19 protein-coding genes and 2 pseudogenes are annotated in these 22,090 nt (G+C 65.3%); 10 read left to right on the top strand and 11 right to left on the bottom strand.

Going from position 1 to position 22,090, the window contains the following annotated elements; all coding sequences use genetic code 11:
- Window positions 1–2: 2 nt before the first annotated feature.
- Window positions 3–998 (top strand): tRNA 2-thiocytidine(32) synthetase TtcA, encoded by a 996-nt coding sequence (ttcA, locus tag FAZ95_RS20900; protein ID WP_137334178.1) that lies wholly within the window; start codon window positions 3–5, stop codon window positions 996–998.
- 28 nt (window positions 999–1,026) lie between these two features.
- Here ttcA and FAZ95_RS20895 read toward each other — a convergent pair.
- Window positions 1,027–1,140, bottom strand: a pseudogene (locus FAZ95_RS20895) (GNAT family N-acetyltransferase); the annotation flags it as partial.
- A 128-nt stretch (window positions 1,141–1,268) separates the two neighbouring features.
- On the opposite strand from FAZ95_RS20895, the pseudogene FAZ95_RS20890 reads away from it, so the two are divergent.
- The 3 genes and pseudogenes from FAZ95_RS20890 to glmS all read left to right on the top strand — a co-directional run.
- A pseudogene (locus FAZ95_RS20890) lies at window positions 1,269–1,988 on the top strand (GNAT family N-acetyltransferase); the annotation flags it as partial.
- A gap of 147 nt (window positions 1,989–2,135) precedes the next feature.
- The gene (gene glmU / locus FAZ95_RS20885; RefSeq protein ID WP_137334176.1) at window positions 2,136–3,497 is read left to right on the top strand and encodes a bifunctional UDP-N-acetylglucosamine diphosphorylase/glucosamine-1-phosphate N-acetyltransferase GlmU; all 1,362 of its coding nucleotides are present in this window, start codon (window positions 2,136–2,138) and stop codon (window positions 3,495–3,497) included.
- 83 nt (window positions 3,498–3,580) lie between these two features.
- Window positions 3,581–5,398, top strand: coding sequence for a glutamine--fructose-6-phosphate transaminase (isomerizing) (gene glmS, locus FAZ95_RS20880; protein WP_137334175.1), 1,818 nt, complete (start codon window positions 3,581–3,583; stop codon window positions 5,396–5,398).
- Between the two features lie 124 nt (window positions 5,399–5,522).
- On the opposite strand, the gene FAZ95_RS20875 is transcribed toward glmS, so the two are convergent.
- The gene (locus tag FAZ95_RS20875; protein WP_137334174.1) at window positions 5,523–5,960 is read right to left on the bottom strand and encodes a hypothetical protein; all 438 of its coding nucleotides are present in this window, start codon (window positions 5,958–5,960) and stop codon (window positions 5,523–5,525) included.
- 300 nt (window positions 5,961–6,260) lie between these two features.
- Between FAZ95_RS20875 and FAZ95_RS20870 the strand changes: the two genes are divergently transcribed.
- Together FAZ95_RS20870 and FAZ95_RS20865 are read left to right on the top strand one after the other, a co-directional pair.
- Window positions 6,261–6,767 carry an arsenate reductase ArsC gene (locus FAZ95_RS20870; protein ID WP_137334173.1) on the top strand — a complete coding sequence of 169 codons (507 nt, stop codon included), beginning with the start codon at window positions 6,261–6,263 and terminating at the stop codon, window positions 6,765–6,767.
- Between the two features lie 27 nt (window positions 6,768–6,794).
- The gene (locus FAZ95_RS20865; RefSeq protein ID WP_137334652.1) at window positions 6,795–6,857 is read left to right on the top strand and encodes a DUF3562 domain-containing protein; all 63 of its coding nucleotides are present in this window, start codon (window positions 6,795–6,797) and stop codon (window positions 6,855–6,857) included.
- 566 nt (window positions 6,858–7,423) lie between these two features.
- On the opposite strand, the gene FAZ95_RS20860 is transcribed toward FAZ95_RS20865, so the two are convergent.
- The 5 genes from FAZ95_RS20860 to FAZ95_RS20840 all read right to left on the bottom strand — a co-directional run bounded on the left by FAZ95_RS20860 (window position 7,424) and on the right by FAZ95_RS20840 (window position 13,302).
- Complete coding sequence (locus FAZ95_RS20860; protein ID WP_137334172.1) at window positions 7,424–8,782, bottom strand: MFS transporter; 1,359 nt, start codon at window positions 8,780–8,782, stop codon at window positions 7,424–7,426.
- A 2-nt stretch (window positions 8,783–8,784) separates the two neighbouring features.
- On the bottom strand, window positions 8,785–9,138 hold the full coding sequence (locus tag FAZ95_RS20855; protein ID WP_137334651.1) for a DOPA 4,5-dioxygenase family protein: 354 nt from the start codon (window positions 9,136–9,138) through the stop codon (window positions 8,785–8,787).
- A gap of 29 nt (window positions 9,139–9,167) precedes the next feature.
- Entirely contained in the window at window positions 9,168–10,355 is a 1,188-nt protein-coding gene (locus FAZ95_RS20850) for a GGDEF domain-containing protein (protein WP_137334171.1), read from the bottom strand.
- A 221-nt stretch (window positions 10,356–10,576) separates the two neighbouring features.
- Window positions 10,577–11,956 (bottom strand): MFS transporter, encoded by a 1,380-nt coding sequence (locus tag FAZ95_RS20845; RefSeq protein ID WP_137334170.1) that lies wholly within the window; start codon window positions 11,954–11,956, stop codon window positions 10,577–10,579.
- Window positions 11,957–12,051: 95 nt separating this feature from the next.
- Window positions 12,052–13,302 carry a metal-dependent hydrolase family protein gene (locus FAZ95_RS20840; protein WP_137334169.1) on the bottom strand — a complete coding sequence of 417 codons (1,251 nt, stop codon included), beginning with the start codon at window positions 13,300–13,302 and terminating at the stop codon, window positions 12,052–12,054.
- Window positions 13,303–13,464: 162 nt separating this feature from the next.
- Here FAZ95_RS20840 and FAZ95_RS20835 point away from each other — a divergent pair, with 162 nt between their 5' ends.
- Window positions 13,465–14,145: a GntR family transcriptional regulator gene (locus FAZ95_RS20835; RefSeq protein WP_137334168.1), complete on the top strand. Its 681-nt coding sequence runs from the start codon at window positions 13,465–13,467 to the stop codon at window positions 14,143–14,145.
- Window positions 14,146–14,187: 42 nt separating this feature from the next.
- Here the strand turns inward: FAZ95_RS20835 and FAZ95_RS20830 are convergent, their stop codons facing one another.
- From FAZ95_RS20830 to FAZ95_RS20820, 3 genes are read right to left on the bottom strand one after another with little or no spacing between them, the layout of a single operon-like run.
- Window positions 14,188–15,861, bottom strand: coding sequence for an electron transfer flavoprotein-ubiquinone oxidoreductase (locus FAZ95_RS20830; RefSeq protein WP_137334167.1), 1,674 nt, complete (start codon window positions 15,859–15,861; stop codon window positions 14,188–14,190).
- 3 nt (window positions 15,862–15,864) lie between these two features.
- On the bottom strand, window positions 15,865–16,515 hold the full coding sequence (locus tag FAZ95_RS20825; protein WP_137334166.1) for a HutD/Ves family protein: 651 nt from the start codon (window positions 16,513–16,515) through the stop codon (window positions 15,865–15,867).
- Between the two features lie 59 nt (window positions 16,516–16,574).
- Window positions 16,575–17,762, bottom strand: coding sequence for an NAD(P)/FAD-dependent oxidoreductase (locus FAZ95_RS20820; RefSeq protein WP_137334165.1), 1,188 nt, complete (start codon window positions 17,760–17,762; stop codon window positions 16,575–16,577).
- A 155-nt stretch (window positions 17,763–17,917) separates the two neighbouring features.
- On the opposite strand from FAZ95_RS20820, the gene FAZ95_RS20815 reads away from it, so the two are divergent.
- Both FAZ95_RS20815 and hutG read left to right on the top strand, forming a co-directional pair.
- A complete protein-coding gene (locus tag FAZ95_RS20815; protein ID WP_137334164.1) occupies window positions 17,918–18,883 on the top strand; it encodes a LysR family transcriptional regulator in 966 nt (321 codons plus the stop codon).
- A gap of 30 nt (window positions 18,884–18,913) precedes the next feature.
- On the top strand, window positions 18,914–19,714 hold the full coding sequence (gene hutG / locus FAZ95_RS20810) for an N-formylglutamate deformylase (protein WP_137334163.1): 801 nt from the start codon (window positions 18,914–18,916) through the stop codon (window positions 19,712–19,714).
- Window positions 19,715–19,942: 228 nt separating this feature from the next.
- Here hutG and FAZ95_RS20805 read toward each other — a convergent pair whose 3' ends face one another.
- Window positions 19,943–20,545 (bottom strand): helix-turn-helix domain-containing protein, encoded by a 603-nt coding sequence (locus FAZ95_RS20805; RefSeq protein ID WP_137334162.1) that lies wholly within the window; start codon window positions 20,543–20,545, stop codon window positions 19,943–19,945.
- A 141-nt stretch (window positions 20,546–20,686) separates the two neighbouring features.
- Between FAZ95_RS20805 and glnT the strand changes: the two genes are divergently transcribed.
- Entirely contained in the window at window positions 20,687–22,081 is a 1,395-nt protein-coding gene (gene glnT, locus FAZ95_RS20800; RefSeq protein ID WP_175425659.1) for a type III glutamate--ammonia ligase, read from the top strand.
- The last annotated feature ends 9 nt before the right edge of the window (window positions 22,082–22,090 follow it).

The raw sequence follows: 22,090 nt of genomic DNA, 5'->3' as shown, positions 1-22,090 counted from the left end.
GCATGAGCGCTTCTGAGATCCTGACGGACGGCGCAGTCAGCGCCGAAGCCGGCGGCGCCGAAGCCGGAAAACGCCGCGCGCTCACACGCCATGAGCAAAAAGAGGCGTACGAGAACAACAAGCTCTTCAAGCGTCTCGCGCGCCTCGTCGGCCAGGCGATCGGCGACTACAACATGATCGAGCAAGGCGACAAGGTGATGGTGTGCCTGTCGGGCGGCAAAGACAGCTACGCGATGCTCGACGTCCTGTTGCGTCTGCGCGAACGCGCGCCGATCGATTTCGACATCGTCGCGGTCAATCTCGACCAGAAGCAGCCCGGCTTTCCCGAACACGTGCTGCCCGAGTACCTGACCAAGCTCGACATCCCGTTTCACATCGAGAATCAGGATACGTACAGCATCGTCAAGCGCCTCGTGCCCGAGGGCAAGACGACCTGCTCGCTGTGCTCCCGGCTGCGGCGCGGGATTCTCTACCGCGTCGCCGGCGAGCTCGGCGCGACGAAGATCGCGCTCGGCCACCATCGCGACGACATCCTGCAGACGCTGCTGCTGAACCTGTTCTACGGCGGCAAGCTGAAGGGAATGCCGCCGAAGCTGCAATCAGACGACGGCAAGAACATCGTGATTCGCCCGCTCGCATATGTGAAGGAGACCGATCTCGAGAAATACGCCGAGCTGCGCGAGTTCCCGATCATCCCGTGCAATCTGTGCGGCAGTCAGCCGAACCTGAAGCGCGCGGAGATGAAGGCGTTGATTCGCGAGTGGGACAAGCGCTTCCCGGGGCGCGTCGAGAATATGTTCAACGCGCTGTCGAACGTCGTGCCGTCGCACTTGATGGATACGGGCCTGTTCCCGTTCACGAGCCTGCGCGCGACGGGCGAGGCCGATCCGGCGGGCGACATCGCCTTCGACGAAGAGCCGTGCTCGACCGATGCTTCCGAAGGCATCGGCGGACCCGGCGGCAAGCCGATTTCGATCGTCCAGTTCGACGATCTCTGATCCCGGATGGCGCGATACGTAACGATACCTATCGCGCCATTTTCTTTTCCAGCATGGCTTTCACGTCCGGCCATTCGGTATCGATGATGGAAAAGCGCACGGAGTTGCGCTTGTGGCCGTCGGGCATGATGCGCTCGTTTCGACCGGTGTGGGGGCCTGTCGTGGTTCTAGGAAAGTGGGGCGGTGTGGATCTTTCGCTAGCACCACGATTTTCGTAAATTGTGGGTTGTCCGACGCGCCGTCGCGCTTCACTCAATCAAGGAATCGGTCATGGCAACCACGAACCCCTATCAGCAACCCGTCGGCGAACCGGTTCCCGATTGGACCGCGCGTCCGCAGCCGCCGCGCGTTTCCCTCGACGGCCGCGCTTGCCGGCTCGAGCCGCTCGACGCGTCGAAGCACGCCGCCGATCTCTACGACGCCTACCGCCAAGCCGCAGACGGCCGAGACTGGACCTACATGTCGTCCGGCCCGTTCGCCGATGCCGCGGCCTACCGCGAGTACGCCGAGCGGATCGCCGCCAGCCAGGATCCGCTGCACTACACGGTGATCGATCTGAAAACGCAGCGCGCCGTCGGCACGCTGGCGCTGATGCGCATCGATCCGGCCAATGGCGTGATCGAAGTCGGTTTCGTCGCGTTTTCGCCGTTGCTCAAGCGCACCACGGTCTCGACCGAGGCGCAGTACCTGCTGATGAAGCACGTCTTCGACGATCTCGGCTATCGCCGCTACGAGTGGAAGTGCGATAGCTTGAACGCGCCTTCGCGCGAGACGGCGGCGCGTCTCGGCTTCCAGTTCGAAGGGATCTTCCGCCAGGCGATCGTCTACAAAGGGCGCAGCCGCGACACCGCGTGGTTTTCGGTCATCGATAAGGAATGGCCCGCACGGCGCGCGGAATTCGAGCAATGGCTCGCCCCGGAAAACTTCGATGCCGAGGGCAGGCAGCGCAGGTCCCTGACGGCCATTCGCAGCGCGCAAGCGGCGAGCCGATAGCGCACGGCGGCATCCGGCGCCGCCGCTTCCGGATGCCCGGCGCGAATCCGAGGAATGAGGGTGCGTGCGGCCTCATAGCAAGGGATGGCGTCGCAACCCACATGCTAGAATGGCCCGCTCAAAACTCCTCTCTTCGCCGATGCCATGAACATCGTGATTTTGGCGGCAGGCGCCGGCAAGCGGATGCGTTCCGCGCTGCCCAAGGTGCTTCATCCTCTGGCCGGCAGGCCGCTTCTCTCCCATGTGATCGATACCGCACGCACGTTGAAGCCCGGGCGGCTCGTCGTGGTGGTCGGTCATGGCGCCGAGCAGGTCCGTGAGGCCGTCGCCGCGCCTGATGTGCAGTTTGCGCTGCAGACCGAACAGCTCGGCACCGGACACGCGGTCCAGCAGGCGCTGCCGCTCCTCGATCCGTCGCAACCCACCCTCGTGCTTTACGGCGACGTGCCGCTCACGAAGGCCAGCACGCTGAAGCACCTGACCGACGCGGCCGTGGAAGGCCGCTATGGCGTGCTCACCGTGACGCTCGACGATCCGACCGGCTACGGGCGCATCGTTCGCGATCAGGCCGGGTACGTTCAGCGCATCGTCGAGCAGAAAGACGCGACGCCCGAGCAGCAGAAGATCCGCGAGATCAACACCGGCATCGTCGTGACGCCGACGGCGCAGCTCGCGATGTGGCTCGCTTCGCTCAAGAACGACAACGCGCAGGGCGAGTACTACCTGACGGACGTCGTCGAGCGCGCGATCGAAGCGGGCTTCGACATCGTGACGACGCAGCCCGACGAAGAATGGGAAACGCTCGGCGTGAACAGCAAGGCGCAGCTTGCCGAGTTGGAGCGCGTGCATCAGGGCAACGTCGCGGCCGAACTGCTCGCGGCCGGCGTCACGCTCGCCGACCCGGCGCGAATCGACGTGCGCGGCACGCTCGAATGCGGGCGCGACGTCTCGATCGACGTGAACTGCGTGTTCGAAGGCCGCGTGACGCTGGCCGATAACGTGACGATCGGCCCGAACTGCGTGATCCGCGATGCGGCGATCGGCGCGGGCACGCGCATCGATGCGTTCACGCACATCGAAGGCGCGCAAGTCGGCGCGCAAGTCGTGCTCGGTCCGTACGCGCGGCTGCGTCCGGGCACATCGCTCGCGGACGAAGCGCACGTCGGCAACTTCGTCGAAGTGAAGAACGCGGTGCTCGGACACGGCTCGAAAGCCAATCATCTGACCTATATCGGCGACGCCGACATCGGCGCGCGCGTGAACGTCGGCGCGGGCACCATCACCTGCAATTACGACGGCGCGTTCAAGCACCGCACCGTGATCGAAGACGATGTATTCGTCGGCTCCGATACGCAGCTCGTCGCGCCGGTGCGCGTCGGGCGCGGCGTGACGATCGCGGCGGGCACGACGGTCTGGAAGGACGTGCCCGACGGCATGCTCGTTCTGAACGACAAGACGCAAACGTCGAAGGGCGGCTATGTGCGCCCGACAAAAAAGAAGAGCTGATCTGCCCGGCAGGTAACTGAGCCGGCCGCCGGTGTCATGTACGCTGGCGGCGCAGAACATTCATAAGCAAAGGATCACACTCTATGTGCGGCATTGTTGGCGCGGTAGCGCAACGTAACATCGTTTCCATTCTGGTCGAAGGACTGCGCCGCCTCGAATATCGCGGCTACGATTCGTGCGGCGTCGCCGTGCTGGCCGACGGCATGCCGAAGCGCGCCCGCAGCGTGGCGCGCGTGGCGGATCTCGACGCGCAAGTGCACGAGACGAAGCTCGACGGCGCGACGGGCATCGCACACACGCGCTGGGCGACGCACGGCGCGCCTGTCACCGACAACGCGCACCCGATCTTCTCGCGCGACACGGTGGCGCTCGTGCACAACGGCATCATCGAAAATTACGAGTCGCTGCGCGAAATGCTGCGCGGCAAGGGCTACGAGTTCGTCTCGCAGACCGATACCGAAGTCGTCACGCACCTGATCCACAGCCTGTATGCCGGCGACCTGTTCGCAGCCGTGCGCGAAGCCGTCAAGCAGCTGCACGGCGCGTTCGCGATCGCCGTGCTCCATAAGGACCAGCCGCATACGGTGGTCGGCGCGCGTCAGGGCTCGCCGCTCGTCGTGGGCTTGGGCGACGGCGAGAACTTCCTCGCGTCGGATGCGCTCGCGCTCGCGGGCAGCACCGAGCGCTTCATCTTCCTCGAAGAGGGCGACGTGTGCGAGCTGTCGCTCGACGGCGTGAAGATCACCGGCCGCGACGGTCAGGCGGCCGAGCGCGAGGTGCGCAATGTCGTGGCCTACGGCGGCGCGGTCGAACTCGGCCCGTATCGCCACTTCATGCAGAAGGAAATCTTCGAGCAGCCGCGTGCGATCAGCGACACCATCCCGGCAACGGAAGCCTTCGATCCTTCGATCTTCGGCGAAGGCGCCGGCGCGGTGTTCGGCGAGATCGACAGCCTCTTGATTCTCGCGTGCGGCACGAGCTACTACTCGGGGCTGACCGCGAAGTACTGGCTCGAATCGATCGCCAAGATTCCGACGCAAGTCGAGATCGCAAGCGAATACCGGTATCGCGATTCGGTACCGAACCCGAAGTCGCTCGTGGTCGTGATCTCGCAATCGGGCGAAACGGCGGACACGCTGGCGGCGCTCAAGCACGCGCAGGACCTGGGGCATCGCCATACGCTGTCCGTTTGCAACGTCGGCACGAGCGCGATGGTGCGGTTGACCGGGCTGTCGTTCCTGACGCGGGCGGGACGCGAGATCGGCGTGGCGTCGACGAAGGCGTTCACGACGCAGCTCGTCGCGCTGTTCGTGCTGGCGGCGACACTCGGCAAGCAGCGCGGGCATCTCGATGCCGCGCAGGAAGCGAACTACATCAAGCAGCTGCGGCACTTGCCGGCGGCGTTGAACAGCGTGCTGGCGCTGGAGCCGCAGATCATCGCGTGGTCGGAGGAGTTCTCGCGCAAGGAGAATGCGCTGTTCCTCGGCCGCGGGATGCACTATCCGATCGCGCTCGAAGGGGCGCTGAAGCTCAAGGAAATCTCGTACATCCACGCCGAGGCGTATCCCGCCGGCGAGTTGAAGCACGGGCCGCTCGCGCTCGTGACGGAAGCGATGCCGGTCGTGACCGTGGCGCCGAACGATGCGCTGCTCGAGAAGCTCAAGTCGAACATCCAGGAAGTGCGGGCGCGCGGCGGCGAGCTGTACGTGTTCGCCGATGCGGACACGAAGATCGTCAACGACGAGGGCCTGCATGTGATCCGGATGCCGGAGCACTACGGGCTGTTATCGCCGATTCTGCACGTCGTGCCGCTGCAGCTGCTTGCGTATCACACGGCATGCGCGCGCGGGACCGATGTCGACAAGCCGCGCAATTTGGCGAAATCGGTGACGGTGGAATAAGCGTCGCGACGGCGCATTCGGCCAGGCTGGGAAGCCTGCGTCGAATGCGGTGAGCCGCGCAAAGGCGTCAAAGCAGACGGTTTGCTTTGACGCCTTTTGTTTTACTGCGCGCGTCCTTCAGACCTTACGACTTCGAGGGACGCCCGGTCTTAACGGGTTCCAGCGCGGTAACGGCCGCAACCAGACGCTTGTCCGCAGCGAACGCCAGCATTTGCAGTCCGGCGCGCAGCAACTCGCTCTTCTTCACCGAAATGCCAGCGGCGACGCAGCGTTTCTTGAGTTCGTCGATCTTTGCGTAGTCAGACTTCGGCATCGTGAAGCTGTCGCGCACGACCTTTTCTTTCTTGGCGCGGCGCGCTTTTTCTTCGGCCGGGGCAGGTGCCGGAGCGGCGTCGGCCTTCTTGGCCTTGCGTGCTTCGGCTGGCTTTGCCGCGGCTTTCTTCGGCGCTGCGGCCTTGCGTGCCTTGACCGGCGGCTTTTCCGCTTCGGGCGCGGCTTGCTCGGCGCTCTTGGGGAAGTGGAACTTCTTCTTGGTCGGCTCTTTGATGACGGGTGTGTTCATGTCAAATCCCTAAAAAACAGTGAAAACAGTATATACGATTTTCGAGGCGACACTTCCCGTGGCAGGGGGACGCATGGGCTTCCGCGTGTCCGCGCGGTGGTGAAGCAACCCGGCACAGCGCGATTCCGTCTGATGATTGCGCGGTAGCGTAGAATCCTCGCCTCGGCACGAAACGGGAAATCTTGAATAGGTGTTTGCGAGCGTGTGCACTCGAGTTCTGGCTTGGAACACTGTCACCGACGTGCAAAACTGGCTCGGCAAGATGCCGTTTACAAAAAATACGTATGACGGGGCGAATCAGTGACCAAGAAACATAATGTGCTGTTTCTCTGCAGAGAGAACGCGGCACGCAGCATCATGGCCGAAGCCTTACTGCGCGAGCTGGGCGGCGGCCGATTCGAGGCGTTCAGCGCAGGGTCCGATCCCGCTGCACGCGTGCATCCACTGGCGCTCGCGCAATTGCGGCCCGGCATTTCCGATCTGGACCTGCTCGGTCCGAGGAGCTGGCTGGAATTCACGGGCGAATGGGCGCCGAGAATGGACCTCGTCATCGCCATGGACAGTTCCGTTGCCGAATATCACGCGCCGCATTTTCCCGGGGAGCCCGAGTTCTACGAGTGGAGCTTCGCTGACCCGCTCGCCGAAGGCATGAGCCAGCGCGAGCGCGCGCGCTCGTTCGAAAGCGTCTTCTGGCAGATTCTGCGGCGCATCAGTGTGCTGATCGCGTTGCCGCAGTACACGCTGCACATCCCTCGCGAAGTTTCGAGCCGCGTCATTCGCGCGGGCGAAGCGCTGTTGCAAGGGTAGGCGCCATACGCGAAGGGCGCGCCGCGCATCCTCGATTACGTCTCGCTCCTGGCGGCAAAACGCGTGCGCGAGCGGCTGCGGCGGCATTGAGCGGCGCGGCGCCGCAATTCGACGAACTGGTGTGTAAATCGCCCTCGAATCGCCCAATCGCTTTGGGCCTTCACTCCCTACAATGATTTCCATGGAGCGAGTTGTTGAGCCCATCGGCGCGGATTCCCCCCGCGTTGGTTTTGCCCGTACCAGTGCTAGCGGTTCAAGCAGTTGTAGTCGAAGGAAAAGGTTTTCGAAGCAACGGTATTTGATATGCACGCAGTATCAGCACCACGCGGTCGAAGGTCAGGCAGTATCGGCAACAAGCAGTACGATGCAGCACAACGCAACAGGCAGCACAGGCAGCACGATTTGAATTGCAGTTGGGGTTAGTAACGAGGAGAAGGCGCGGGCCATTCGAAGCAAGCCGTTCAAGCAATAACAGCTTCACCCGTGATGAGAGAAAGTCGGCAAGCTTCCACGCACCTGCACGATATGGCTCATCCACACGAGCCCTGTTCCCCGCGGAACAGGGCTCATTTTTTTGCGTCACGCTTTTGCGTCGCGCTTTGCGTCCCGCCAATGAGCCATGCGGGCCGTGTCGGGCTGCAGCGATTCGCCAGGCGTCAGTGACCGAAGGAATCGGCCTCGAGTGCCGGTGCCCCCACGATCTCGGGGCGCGCCATCTGCTTGATCAGCAGCGCCACGCATGCGATTGCGCCGGCCACGGCGACCGTCGCGAAGATCCCCGCAAACGTGACGTGCCGGCGCGTGAGTTCGGCGACGAGGAACGAACCCGCAATGCCGCCGAAGCGGCCGACGCCGAGCATCCAAGCCACGCCGGTGCCGCGTCCTTGAGTCGGGTAGAACGCGGCGGCGAGCGCGGGCATCGACGACTGCGCGGTATTCATCAGCACGCCGGCGACGAACACCACGAGCACGAGCGCACCGACATTGCCGACCGCCTGTCCGATGAAATAGACGCTGACGGCGGTGAGCGCATAGCACGCGGCAATGATCCGGTTCGCGTTGAAGCGGTCCATCAGCACGCCGCTCAAGACGGCCCCCACACCGCCCAAAGGAAAGAGCGCCGAAATCAGCGTTGCGCGCTGTGGGCTCAGGCCCGCTTCCTTGAGCAAGATCGGCATCCAGTTGATGGACGCGTAGAAGATCACGAGGCCCATGAAGTACGCGATCCACAGCATCACCGAACCGACGATGTACGCGCGCGACAGCACCACGCCCGCGCCCTTGCCGCCGGTCGCCGGCGCGGTCTCGGTCATGACGAACGAGACCGCCTGCGCCGCGTCGCCCGAAATCCGCATGAGCGCGGCGCGAATCCGTTCGGCCGGGTGATGGTTGGCGACCATGTAGCGCACGGATTCCGGCATCTTCGCGAGCAGCACGAGCGCGAGCAGGATCGGCGTGATGCCGCCGAGGAGCAGCACGCTGCGCCAGCCGAAATGGGGAATCAGCCACGCGGCCAAGAAGCCGCCGAATGCGGCGCCGAGCGGAAAGCCGCAGAACATCAGGTTGACCATCGTCGCGCGCCGCCGGTCGGGGCAGAACTCGCCCATCATCGTCACGGCGTTCGGCATCGCCGCGCCGAGGCCGACGCCGGTGACGAAGCGCAGCGCCGTCAGTTGCTCGATGCTCGACGAAAACGCGGACGCCAGGCACGCGAGCCCGAACAGCAGGACGGAGCCGGTCAAGAGCGAACGCCGGCCGAGCCGGTCCGACAGCGGCCCGGAGATCAGCGCGCCGCACGCGAGGCCGAACAGCGCCGCGCTCAGCACCGGCCCGAGCGCGGGCTTGCCGATGCCCCATTCGGCGATGAGCGAGGGCGCGATGAAGCCGATCGCGGCGGTGTCGAAGCCGTCGAGCAGGACCACGACCGTGCACATGGCGAAGATGAGCCACTGAAATCGGGAGAACGGATGCTCGTTGACGAAGGTTTGCACATTGACGACGGAATCGCGGCTCATCGCTAGTCTCCCAACGCCGACAAAACCAGCTCATGCGAGCGCCCGATCCACACCGCCGAATCCCGATGATCGCGGAGCGAATCACCGGTGTTGGGATGAACGAACACGTCGAGTGCGCCGTGATTGAGCGTCAGCCACGCGAAGATTTCGGCGAAGTGGTCGTTGCCGAAGGCGAGCTGATACGACCATTGCGGATGCGGGCCCACCAGGCGCTCGTGAAAGCGGCCCAGCTTCAGGATGTTGCCGAGGTGCGCTTCGATCGCCTCTCGAAACGCCCAGGCGGCGTCGCGGCTCGCGGCGCCGAAGTACACATGGGCGTGCCAGTCGGCGATTTCAGCGGTGTCGAGATAAGTCATAACCGGTTCCCAATGCTCGTCAAAGCTCATCAGTCTGCCTCCATGCACTCTACGCTCAGTCCTTCCGGCGATGGCGCGACCACCACGCAATTGCGTCCCATGGCCTTGGCCGCGTAGAGCGCGGCGTCGGCTCGCGCCAGGACGGCCGTCAAGGTGTCGCCGTCGCCGAATTCGTCGACGCCCGCGCTGAACGAGCACGCGATCGCGCTCGAGCCGGCGGGCGCCGGGGATGCCGTCACGGTGGTTCTGAGCTGGTCGACCAGCCTTGCCGCTTCGGCCTTGCCGGCCGATACGAAGAGAATCGCGAACTCCTCGCCGCCAAGGCGCCCGATGACGTCGGTGCGCCGTATGCCTTGCGAGAGCAAGGACACGAAATGGGCGAGCGTATGATCGCCGACCGCGTGCCCGTGCTGGTCGTTGACGGCCTTGAAGTGATCGATGTCGAGAATCGCGAGCGACAGCTTGCGTTTGCCCGCGCACGCCGCGGCGAGCAGCGTTTCGACGCGTGCGATGAACGCGCGGCGCACGAGCGCGCCGGTCAGTTCGTCGATCGTGGCGAGCCGTTCCATGCGCTCGGCGAGGCGGTCGTGAGCGAGCATGACCATGCCGATCGACAGGAACGGCAGCGTCAGGATGCCGAGCGCGAGAAAGGCGATGTTCAGCGGCGAGGGCTCGAAGAATACGGTTTGATGTGAGAGTCCGGTGAAATACGCGAGCCCGCGAGCCACGTGAAAGATCGCGCCCGCGAGCGCGGTGATCGCAACGAACAGATAGCTGTACTGCGGGCGGTGCAGCGGCCGGTAGCGGTACGCCATCCACGCGATCGCCAAGCGGGCGTACGCGAAATACAGCGACATCATGGTGACGCGCGCGCTGAGGTTCGGCGCGACGAAGGTCCAATAGACGAGACCGACCAGCACGGCGCCGACGCCGGCCAACTCGAGCCCATGCACAGGAGGACGCCCGAAGAATTGCCGGCAGCCTTGCAGCATCAAGAGTGCGCCGATCAACAGCAACGCGCTCGCGCCCATGGCCGCGAAATTCTCCCGCTCGTGACCGCGCAATTCGAGCACGACGAGGGCGACGGTGACGAGCCCGTAAGCGGTAAACCAGCGGGCCAGGCCGGGAATCGCGGCTTTCAGCAGTGAACCGAACACGGCCATGCTGATCACGCAGGAAAGGATCGCGATGCCGATGAGTCCGACCGGACTAAGCATGGTGTGTGGCACGAAAGAGCACTACATGGCGCCAAACGGCACCAAAGGGTGACCCGAGGACGCGGGCGGCGTGAAACGGGCTTTCGGCGCGGCGGCAACCGTGCGCTTTAATAGGGGCTGCATGCGGAACAGGTTGAAACTATAGCAGTGCGGGTTGGCGGTTAAGGAAAGATTTGGCGCGGGGGCGCCGCGCGGAGTTGCCGAATGGCGGCGGTGCGCCTTCATCGGCGCAATTGGCCCGCCGCGATCTCTTCGAGCGAGCGTCCGCGCGTCTGCACGCCCATCACGACGACGGCCAGCGCGCCGATCAGGAGCACGGTCGTGGTCGCGCCGAACACGCCGGCAAAGCCCGCGATCGGATACACGTAGCCGACGAGGATCGGCGCCGCGATCGCCCCCAGACGCCCGATCGACGACGCGAGTCCGACGCCGGTCGTGCGCACGTCGGTGGGGAAGACCTCGGGGGTGTACGCGTAGACGCCCGCATACGTGCCGTTCATGAAGAACGAGAGCAGGAAGCCGCACATCAGGATGCCGGAGTCGCTGTGCGTGAGCGCAAGCCCGAGCGCCGACGCGCCGCCCAGCACCATGTACGTCGCGATCGTCGCTTGCCGCCCGATCTTTTCGTTGAGCCACGCGCCGGTGAAGTAGCCCGGTATCTGCGCGATGTAGATCACGAGCGAATACGAAAAGCTCTTCGTGATGGTCATCCCGCTTTGCACGAGCAGGCCCGGAATCCAAGTGAAGAACGCGTAGTAGCTGAAGGTGATCGACAGCCACATGAGCCAGGTCATCGCGGTGATGCGCGCAAGGTGCCGCGACCAGAGCGCCTTCACGTTTTCGAGCACCGACCCGCGGCGCGCCGCCGCCACCGGCACGGCGCCGGCGAGCGCGGCGTCTTCGGGCGTCGCTTCGAGTGTCTTGCCTTCGGCGGCGAGCTCCGCCTCCGCGCGCGCGACGATCGCTTCCGCTTCGTCGTGCCGGCCTCGCGCTTCGAGCCAGCGCGGCGACTCGGGCAGCGAGCGGCGCCACCAGAGCAGCATCACGATCGGCAGCGCGGTGATCACCATCACGGCGCGCCAGGCGTCGGGCGCGACCGGGATCACGAGGTAGCCGAGCAAAGCCGCCGCGACGAAGCCGAATGAGAAGAAGCCCGCGAGCGCGCCGGTGAACGCGCCGCGATAGCGCCGCGCGACGAACTCGGAAAGAAACGGCGCGACGATCGCGCTTTCCGCGCCGGTGCCGAGCCCGGCGACGATGCGCGTGCCGAGGAAGAACGGCCAGTCGTGCGCGACGGCGCTCGCGAGCGACGCGACGCAATAGATGACGAGCGCCGACATCATCACGCGCCGTCGGCCGATCAGGTCGCCGAGCATGCCCGCGAGCATCGCGCCGAAGAAATACCCCATGAACGTGCCGCTGCCGAGCACGCCGGTCTGCACGCTGGTGAGTCCCCACTGCTGCCGCAGCACCGGCAGCAGGAACGCCAGCACGGCGGCATCCATCGCGTCGAACGTGTAGCCGAGGCCGCCCATCAGCAGCAGGCGGCGATGAAAGCGCGCAAACGGCATGCGCTCGATACGGGCGGCAATCGATGTCATGGCGTCACCTGCTAAGGTCGGTGAACGAAAGGATGCTTCGGTATGGCCTCTTCTTACCTGCGTGACATGCGGTTCTTAACTGCGACGGCGTGCGCTCAAGCGCTTTCCAACTCGTTGAAATGGATATGCCCATCCTTCATCACGAGCGGAATATGGTCGCCTTGGCCAAGCAAGCAGTCGACGGACTTGAGCGGATTGCCGTCGACGACGAGCACGTCGGCGATCGCGTCCGGCGCGAGGCGGCCGAGCTTGCCGGTCATGCGGAGCACTTCCGCGCCGACGAGCGTCGCGCTCTGGATGATCTCCAACGGACTCAGGACCTCCGAGCGAATGCGGAACTCATCGCTTTGCAAGCGCTGTGCCTCGCCGAGCAAGTCGGTGCCGAAGCCCATCTTCACGCCTGCCCGCTTCAGGATCTCGAGCGAGCGCAGGCCCGCGGCGTGAACCGCTTCGACTTTCGCGACGCTCTCGGGCGGCAGGCCGTACTTCTCGCCTTCGCTCGCGAGCGCATCGTAGGTGACGAGCGTCGGCACGACGAACGCATTGTGCTCGGCGACGAGCCGCGCGGTGGCCTCGTCGATGAGATTGCCATGCTCGATCGTGCGCACGCCGCAGCGCACCGCGCGCGCGATCGCCTCGGCCGTGTAGGCGTGCGCGAGCACATAGGTGTCGCGTGCGCGGGCTTCTTCGACGATCGCGCGGATCTCGTCCTCCGAATAGCCCCATGCGCCGACCGGATCGGTCGGCGAGGAGACGCCGCCCGAGGCCATGATCTTGATCTGGTCGGCGCCCATCTGCAGCTCTTCGCGCACGGCGCGGCGCACGGCGTCGACGCCGTCCACGATGCGCCCGAGCGCACCGACGCGCACGCAGCATTGGCACGGCATGTCGGGCGCGAGGTAGTCGTGGCGGGAGCGCATGTCGGCGTGGCCGCCTGTCTGCGAGAGCGCGCGGCCCGAGACGAACATGCGCGGACCCTCGGCGAGCCCGCTCTCGACGGCCTCTTTAAACGGAAAGCCCGCGCCGCCGGCATCGCGGATGGTGGTGAAGCCGCGGCGCAGCATCGCGCGCATGAGCGGCAGCGCGCGCAGCGTCACGAGCACGTTCGGCAGCGTCGCAACGCGCGGCAGGTTGAACTCGATCGCGACGATGTGCGCGTGCAAGTCGATCAGGCCCGGCATGATCGTCTTGCCTTTCAAATCGATGACCGTCGCGCTGGCGCTCTTGATCGGTTTGTCCGACACCTCGCGAACGACCTTGCCTTCGATCAGCACGTCGTGGCCGGGCAGCAGTTCGGGCTGGGTGGGGTCGAGCAAGGCGCCGTTGCGGAACAACACGGAATTCATCCTGGGGTCTCCATTGAGTGAGCAGCGCAGCGTGTTGCCGAGGCCGCGCCGCATTGATCTTTGCGAATAAGATGGTATACCGTTCCGGCTGGCTGAAGCATCGAATGCCCGGCTCCGACAATCCATTACGCGGTTTCGACCGCCATACGCGAATCTCTCACCATGTCGTCCCTCCTCAAAATCGAACGCACTGCGAAGACCCTGCGCGAGCTGACGCTCGACAAGCTGCGTGGCGCGATCGTCCAGGGCTATTTCAAGCCGGGCGACCGGCTCGTCGAGCGCACGCTCTGCGACGAGCTCGGCGTGAGCCGCACCGTCGTGCGTGAAGTCCTGCGCCATCTGGAAACGGAGGGGCTCGTCGAGATCATCGCGCACCAGGGGCCGATCGTCGCGCGTCTCGATCCGGCGCAGGTGGACGAAATCTACGAACTGCGCGGCCTGCTCGAAGCGCACGCGGCGCGCGCCTGCGCCGAACGTGCGACGCCGGTGCTCGTGAGCCGCCTGCGCGAAGCGCGCCGCGAGATCGAAGACGCGTTCGAGAAGAACGACTTGCCACGCGTGCTCGAGTACACGGAGCGTTTCTACGAGACGATGTTCGAAGGCGCCAACAAGCCGATCGCGCATGACGTGGTGAGGTCGCTGAATGCGCGCATCAACCGGCTGCGCGCGTTGACGATCGCGGTGCCGGGGCGCGGCGACGAGTCGAACCGCGAGATGAACACGCTGCTCGATGCGATCGAGCGCCGCGACGGCGACGCGGCTGCGGCGGCGTCGTTCGCGCATATCCGGCGCGTGGCTGAGCTTGCCAAGGCGGTGTTGCCGCAGGGCGCGGACGAGGCTTGATCTTTTTGCCGCCGGCGCGGGCGGCGCAGGCTGGCGGGCGGGTTACATGTTCGGATAGTTCGGCCCGCCGCCGCCTTCCGGCGTGACCCACACGATGTTCTGCGTCGGGTCCTTGATGTCGCAGGTCTTGCAGTGCACGCAGTTCTGCGCGTTGATCACGAGCCGGTCGCTGCCGTCGTCGTTCTTCACGAACTCATACACGGCGGCCGGGCAGAAGCGGCCCTCTGGGCCTGCATAGGTGCGCAGGTTCACGTTCACCGGCACGGACGCATCCTTGAGCGTCAGATGCGCCGGCTGGTTTTCTTCGTGATTCGTGTTCGAGATGAACACCGACGAGAGCCGGTCGAACGTCAGCTTGCCGTCGGGCTTCGGATAGTCGATCGGCTTGCACTGCGAGGCGGGCTTAAGCGTCTCGTGGTCCCAGTGCTTATGGTGCAGCGTCCACGGCACGTTGCCGCCCAGCAGCTTCTGTTCGAGCCCGACCATCAGCGTGCCCAGGTACAACCCCTTGCTCATCCATTGCTTGAAGTTGCGCGCGCGATGGAGTTCGCTGTGCAGCCACGAGGTCTTGAACGACTCGGGATACGCGCTCAGCTCGTCGCCCTGACGGCCGGCCTGAACGGCATCGAACGCTGCTTCGGCCGCGAGCATGCCGGTCTTGATCGCCGCATGCGAACCCTTGATGCGCGACACATTCAGGAAGCCCGCATCGTCGCCCACCAGCGCGCCGCCTGGGAACACCAGCTTCGGCAGCGACATCAGCCCGCCCGCCGTGATCGCACGCGCGCCATACGAGACACGCTTGCCGCCTTCGAGGAACGCGCGGATCGACGGATGCGTCTTGTAGCGCTGGAACTCCTCGAACGGCGAGAGGTATGGATTCGTGTAGCCGAGGCCGACCACGAAGCCGATCATCACCTGGTTGTTGTCGATGTGATAAAGGAACGAGCCGCCGTAGGTGTCGGTGTCGAGCGGCCAGCCGGCCGTGTGGATCACCAGGCCCGGCTGGTGCTTGGCCGGATCGATCTCCCACAGCTCCTTGATGCCGATGCCATAGACCTGCGGATCGGAATCCTTGTTGAGCTTGAACCGCTCGTTCAGCTGGCGGCCCAGATGCCCACGGCAGCCTTCGCAGAAGAGCGTGTATTTCGCATGCAGCTCCATGCCGAGCTGGAAGTTCTCGGTGGGCTCGCCATCCTTGCCGACGCCCATGTTGCCGGTCACGACGCCTTTCACCGAGCCGTCGTCGTTATACAAAACCTCGGCAGCCGGAAAACCCGGGAAGATCTCGACGCCCAGCGCTTCGGCCTGCTGGCCGAGCCAGCGCGTGACGTTGGCGAGGCTGATCACGTAGTTGCCGTGATTCTTGAAGTTGTCGGGCAGCGCCCAGTTCGGGGTCTTGACGGCGCCTTTCTCGGAGAGGAACAGGAACCGGTCCTCGGTCACCTCGACGTTCAAAGGCGCGCCCTTTTCCTTCCAGTCGGGAATCAGCTCGTGGATGGCGCGCGGGTCCATGACCGCGCCCGACAGAATGTGCGCGCCGATCTCCGACCCCTTTTCGAGCACGCACACGCCGATGTCGGTGCCTTTTTCCGCGGCCAGTTGCTTGAGCCGGATCGCGGCCGAAAGCCCCGCGGGGCCGCCGCCGACGATCACGACGTCATATTCCATCGACTCGCGCGGACCGTATTGCTCGATCAACTTAGCGCCGTGCATGCTTCAACGCTCCACCGGGTCGATTGCGACAGAGACGAGACGCGCCCCCGGCCCCACGGCGCGCAAGTCGATGTCCTCGCGTCCCCCGTCGATCCAGATGCCCCTCATCGGCTCGAGCGACACGCCGTTGAGCAGCGCACTCGCCACGCTCCATTGCCCGGCGACGCACAAGACAAGCTGGGTCGAAGCCGCCGTGATTCGCAGCGAGTCCGACGCGACGCGGACATTGGCCTGCCAAGCGCCGCGCCGCGTCATCACGTTGAGCACGTCGACGGGCCGGGCGGGCACGCTCGCCCAGATCAGCAGATCGCCGGAGAACTGCACGGGCTGCCCCGGGCGCGCGAACCACGCGCCATCCTGCGAATGCAGATCGACCGCGCCGTCGTCGAGCAGCAGCAAGGTGCGATCGAGGCCCGGAAACTGCGAGAACTTCGCGGGCCCGTTCAGGGTGGCGAGGCTGACGCGCCACTCGACGCCGCCGTCGTCATCGGCTCGCTTGGCGATCGTGCGCGTGGTGCCGCCGCCGTTGGCCCACGCTTCGGGCGCGAGCTGCGTGCAGTCGAAGAAATGAAGCGACTGCTTCGACACAGACAATGGCTTTCCTGCGCCCGCTGTCGAACGAAGCGGCGCGGCGTGCTTAGTCCGGTTCGTCATGACGCGCTCCGCGCAACGAGGATGTCGAGTGGCATGAACGTCTCCATGATCTCCGCGAATCAGGACACCGCGCCCGACCCATACTTGCCGACGAGCAGCGCGCCCGTCGAGAAGCGGTCGAGCGCGTACGGCGCGAGCGACACATCGGTCGGCTGGCCAAGCGCATGCTGCGCGAGCAGCTTGCCGATGCCGGGCGAGAGCTTGAAGCCGTGCCCGGAAAACCCGAACCCGACCACGAGCCCTTCGACATCGCCGACGCCGCCGAGCACCGGGTTCCAATCGGGCGTCACGTCGTAGACGCCCGTCCATGACGACGCGAGCCCCGCAGTCTCGTAGGCGGGGAAGCGCTCGGCGACCTGCGCGCCGACCTCGGCGACATAGTCGAGCGAGATGTCGCCTTGCTCGGTCTCCGGCGCATTGAGCGTTTCGCCGACTACGCCTTCGGACACCAGCATCTGACTGCCGCCGTAGCTGCGGAAATAGAGCATGCCGGGCGAGCCGAGATCCTTGAAGGCGGGCATGCCGAACGTATACGCGCCGGTCTCGCATTCGAGGGCGAGCACCGTATGGCGCTCGGGCTTCACCGGCAGCGGCACACCGATCCAGTCAGCCAGCTCCGGGGTCCAGATGCTTTGCGTGCTGACGAGCGTGCCGCAGCTGAAGCGGCCCGCGCTCGTTTCGACGCCCGTCACGTGCCGTCCTTCGCGGATCAGGCCCGTCACCGTCACGCTTTCCATGATCTTCACGCCGCGGCGGCGTGCGGACTTCGCGAAGCTGGTCGCGACGAGATAGGCGTCGGCGAAGCCAGCCTCGGGCTCGAAGCCGATCAGCGCCGCGTCGCCGAACTGCGCGATCGGCAGACGCTCGTGCGCTTCGTCGCGATTCAGCCGTTGCACCTCGATGCCCATTTCCTGCTGCGCGGCGAGCGACGCGCGCAGCGGCTCGAGCTTGTCGCCTTCCGGCGCGCAGATCAGATAGCCGCATTTGACGAGCCCGCACGACGCTTCGTCGTCGCCGACGTACTCGGCGAAGTTGTTGAAGGCCCACCAAGACGAGCGCGCGAGCTCGACGTTCTGACGGACCGAATAGTGCGTGCGCAGCAGCCCCGACGATTGCGATGTCGTGCCCGCGCCGATGGTGCCGCGCTCGAGCACGAGCACGCGCTTCGCACCGGATGCGGCGAGATGGTGCGCGACCGATGCGCCGATCACGCCGGCGCCGATCACGATGAAGTCATAGTGGCTCATGGGAATCCCTGTTAAGGCGATGGAGCGGATTCTAGGAAGCCGAAAGGCGGGGGAATTTTGTATTAGGCAAACTTATGACGCGCACCCGAAAACGCTCATCGTGAGCACGGGCGGATTTTGAGCGCGCAGCATCCGACGAATTGGAGTCATGCACGATGAGACGAACCCAACCCCCAATCGATCTGCGCGCGCTGCAGGCTTTCGTCGCCGTCTGCGAGACGGGCTCGATGACGGCCGCGGCGAAGCAGCTCGGCGTGAGCCAGAGCGCGATCAGTCAGGCGGTGTCGGTGCTCGAGCGCGATCAGGGCACGACGCTGTTCGACCGGGAGAGCCGTCCGCCGCGACCGAACGTCGCCGGACGCGCCTTGCTCGAACTCGCGGGGCCGCTGATCGAGCACGCGCAGATGGTGAGCACGCGGATCGGCGACGCCTCGCACGCGGGCACGCTGCCGGTGCGGCTCGGCTGCGTCGATTCGTTCGCGGCGACGGTCGGCCCGGAGCTGATTCGCGCGGTGTCGAACTCGGCGCGGCAGATTTCGCTGTGGTCGGGGCTCACGCCGGGGCTGTCGAAGCAGCTGCATGACCGGGAGCTCGATATCGCCGTCTGCACGCAGACGACGTTGAACGATGCGCGCATCGTCGAAATCCCGCTGTTTTCCGAAGCGTTCGTCGCGGTCGTCGCGCGCAGCCATCTCGCCGGCCGCGCGCAGCTCGACTGGCGCACGCTCAATAAGGAGCTGCCGCTGATCCGGTACACGGCGCGCTCGGTGATCGGCCAGCAGGTCGAGCGCTTCGCGCGGCACCTCGGCATCGACAGCCCGCGCCGCTACGAATTCGACGCGACCGATCCGCTGCTGAGCCTGGTCGCGGCCCGGCTGGGCTTCGCGATCTCGACGCCGCTGTGCCTGTGGCAGGCGCGGCACTATCTCGGCGAGATCGCCGTGCTGCCGCTGCCGTCCGGGCGGCTCGGGCGGCGCGACTTCTTTCTGCTGCACCGGCAGGGCGAGTGGGACGACTTCGCGAGCGAGATCGTCACGTTGACGCGCACGGTCATCGATCGCTCGATTCAGCCGGCGCTGGCCCGCGCCTTGCCGCAGCTTCCCGAGGACGCCTTGCGCTGAGCGCGCCGTTTTTTCTGAAGAGAACCGTCGATGGACGATCTGGATCTGACCACCCTGCAACGCGGCGAGGCGCCGCTGCTGATTTCGATTCCGCATCTGGGCAGCCGGATTCCGCCGGAGTTGCAGCCGCTCTACACGGATGAGGCGCTGACCGTCGCCGATACCGACTGGCATCTCGATCGACTCTACGATTTCGCCGCCGAATTGGGCGCGACCGTGCTCGGCGCGAAGTTGTCGCGCTATGTGATCGATCTGAACCGGCCGCCGAACGACGAAAGCCTGTATCCGGGGCAGACCACGACGGGCCTGTGCCCCACCGAGACGTTTCGCGGCGAGCCGGTGTACCGCCCCGGCTGCGAGCCGGACGAACAGCGCAAGCAGCGGCGCGTGGCGGACTACTGGCGGCCCTACCACGAGCGGCTGCAAGCCGAGTTGACGCGCCTGCGCGAGCGTCACGCGCACGTCGTGCTGTGGGAGGCCCATTCGATCGCGAGCGTGCTGCCGCGCCTGTTCGACGGCAAGCTGCCGGACTTGAATCTCGGCACGCAGGACGGCCGCACGGCCGCGCCCGCCTTGCAGGCGGCCGCCGAGGCCGCCGCGGCCGACAGCCCGTTCACCTGGATCGCGAACGGGCGCTTCAAGGGCGGCTACATCACGCGTCATTTCGGCTCGCCGCAGCAGGGCGTGCATGCGATCCAGCTGGAGATGTGCCAGTCGGTCTATATGAGCGAGCACGCGCCGTTCGCCTATGACGAGACGCGCGCGGCGCTCGTGCAGCCGGTGTTGCGCCGGATGATCGAGGGCGTGCTGCGCGCATTGGCGACGTTATAAGCGAGGCTGATGCAACGTCGTAACCCGCGTTGCCGTTTCAGTGCGCCCGTGCACCGCATTCACGATGGGGCCGCACCGCGGGCAGGCAGGGGCAGGGAAAGCAGGGAGATCGGGAAAGGCCGCAGTGCGCCGCCGATGTTTACTGGGAGGAACTTTTGATTCTCATTGATAAACATGGCACGGACGTTGCGTATTAGATTCCCGCAGAGATGTCCGGAGCGGGACCGCTCACTCGGCGGCGGGCTGGGCGTAGACGAAGATCGACAGAAACTGGATCGGCGTCTTGATCAAACGTTCGGGGCCATGCGGGATGTCGGCGCGGAACGTGAGGGTGTCGCCGGGATGGAGGATGTAGGTTTGCTGGCCGTGGCGGTACTCGATCACGCCTTTGAGCATGTGGATGAATTCGGTGCCGGGGTGCTCGAACACGGGGAAGCGTTCCGACGCGTCGTCCATGGTGATGAGGAACGGCTCGAAGAGCTTGCGCGGGCCCTGGTCGTACGCGAGCAGATGGTAGGTGTGGCCGCGCTGCGTGCCCTTGCGGACGACCTCCATGCCGGCGCCTTTCTTGACCAGCTGGGCGCCGCCTTGCGGGACGTCGAAGTTGCGAAAGAGCGTCGACATCGAGACGCCGAGCGCCATCGCGATGCGGTTTAGGACGTCGAGTCCGGTCGAGGTCTGCGCGTTCTCGATCTTCGAGAGCATCCCGCGGCTGATGCCGGCCTGCTCGGCGACCTGCGCGATGGTCAGCCCGTGAGACTGGCGCAACTCGCGGATCGTCGCGCCGAGATAGCGTTCGAGCGGTGATTTGCTGTCGTCCGCGTTGTGCATGGATGGCCTCGGGAAAAGAAAGCAAGGTTAGCAGATCGAGAGGGCCTGCCGGCCTAAGGAAATAGCAGGACCGATTGCGCGCAGAGAGTTTCCTGACAGGAAATATTTTTGCATGTTAATAAATTGTTGCAAGGAGTGGCAATGAACCTGAACGACGCGAGCAAGCTGCCGGTCACCGTCGACGCGCTCGGAAGCGTGCCGCGCTTCGACACGGCGGAAGACGCGCAAGCCTGGCTCACCCAGCGAGGCGTGAAATACGTGTTGGCGCAGTTCGTCGACATTCACGGCGTGGCGAAGGCGAAGTCGGTGCCGGTCGCGCATCTGAAGAGCGTGCTGACGGCCGGCGCGGGCTTTGCCGGCTTCGCGATCTGGGGCGTCGGCATCGAGCCGAACGGTCCGGACTTCATGGCCGTGGGCGATCTGTCGACGCTCACGCCGGTGCCGTGGCAGCCGGGCCTCGCGCGCATCGCGTGCGACGGCCACGTCGACGGCAAGCCGTGGGCCTTCGATTCGCGCGTGACGCTGAAGAAGCAGGTCGCGCGCATGACCGAGCGCGGCTGGACGCTCTACACGGGGCTCGAGCCCGAGTTTTCGCTGCTGCGGCGTTCGGCGTCGGGCGTGCTGGAGCCGTGCGATCCGAGCGACACGCTCGCGAAGCCCTGCTACGACTACAAGGGCTTGTCGCGCACGCGTGTGTTCTTGGAAAAGCTGACCGAATCGATGCGCGCGGTGGGCATCGACGTCTATCAGATCGACCACGAGGACGCGAACGGCCAGTTCGAGATCAACTACACGTACACCGATTGCCTGACCTCGTGCGACCACTACGTGTTCTTCAAGATGGCCGCGTCCGAGATCGCGAACGAGCTGGGCATGATCTGCTCGTTCATGGCGAAGCCGTTCGCGAATCGCCCCGGCAACGGCATGCACATGCACATGTCGATCGGCGACGGCGAGCGCAACCTGTTCGCCGACCGCAGCGATTCGCTCGGCATGGGGCTCTCGAAGCTCGGCTACCAGTTCACGGCCGGTCTGCTCGCCCATGCGCCCGCGCTGGCGGCGCTCTGCAACCCGACCGTCAACTCGTACAAGCGGCTCGTGGTGGGCCGCTCGCTGACCGGCGCGACGTGGGCGCCCGCCTATATCAGCTACGGCGACAACAACCGTTCGACGATGGTGCGCATGCCGGGCGAGCGCATCGAGCTGCGCCTGCCGGACGGCTCGTGCAATCCGTATCTGGCGACCGCCGCCGTGATCGCGGCCGGGCTCGACGGCATCGAGCGCGAGCTGTCGCCGGGCGAACCCGCCAACGACAACCTCTACGACTGGGCCCCGCAGCAATTGCGCGAGCGCGAGATCGGCGTGCTGCCGCAGAACCTCGAGCAGGCGCTCGACGCGCTCGAAGCCGACCGCGTGATCTGCGATGCGCTCGGCCCCGTCGCCGGCGAATTCCTCGAGTTGAAGCGCATGGAATGGCTCGAATACATGCGCCACGTATCGGATTGGGAGCTGAAGAGCTACCTCGAATTTTTTTAAGGAGACGCA

It is taken from the genome of Trinickia violacea, assembly GCF_005280735.1.
Classification (GTDB): domain Bacteria; phylum Pseudomonadota; class Gammaproteobacteria; order Burkholderiales; family Burkholderiaceae; genus Trinickia_A; species Trinickia_A violacea.
The sequence above is the reverse complement of the archived record's forward strand: the minus strand, read 5'-3'. Positions and strand labels throughout refer to the sequence as shown.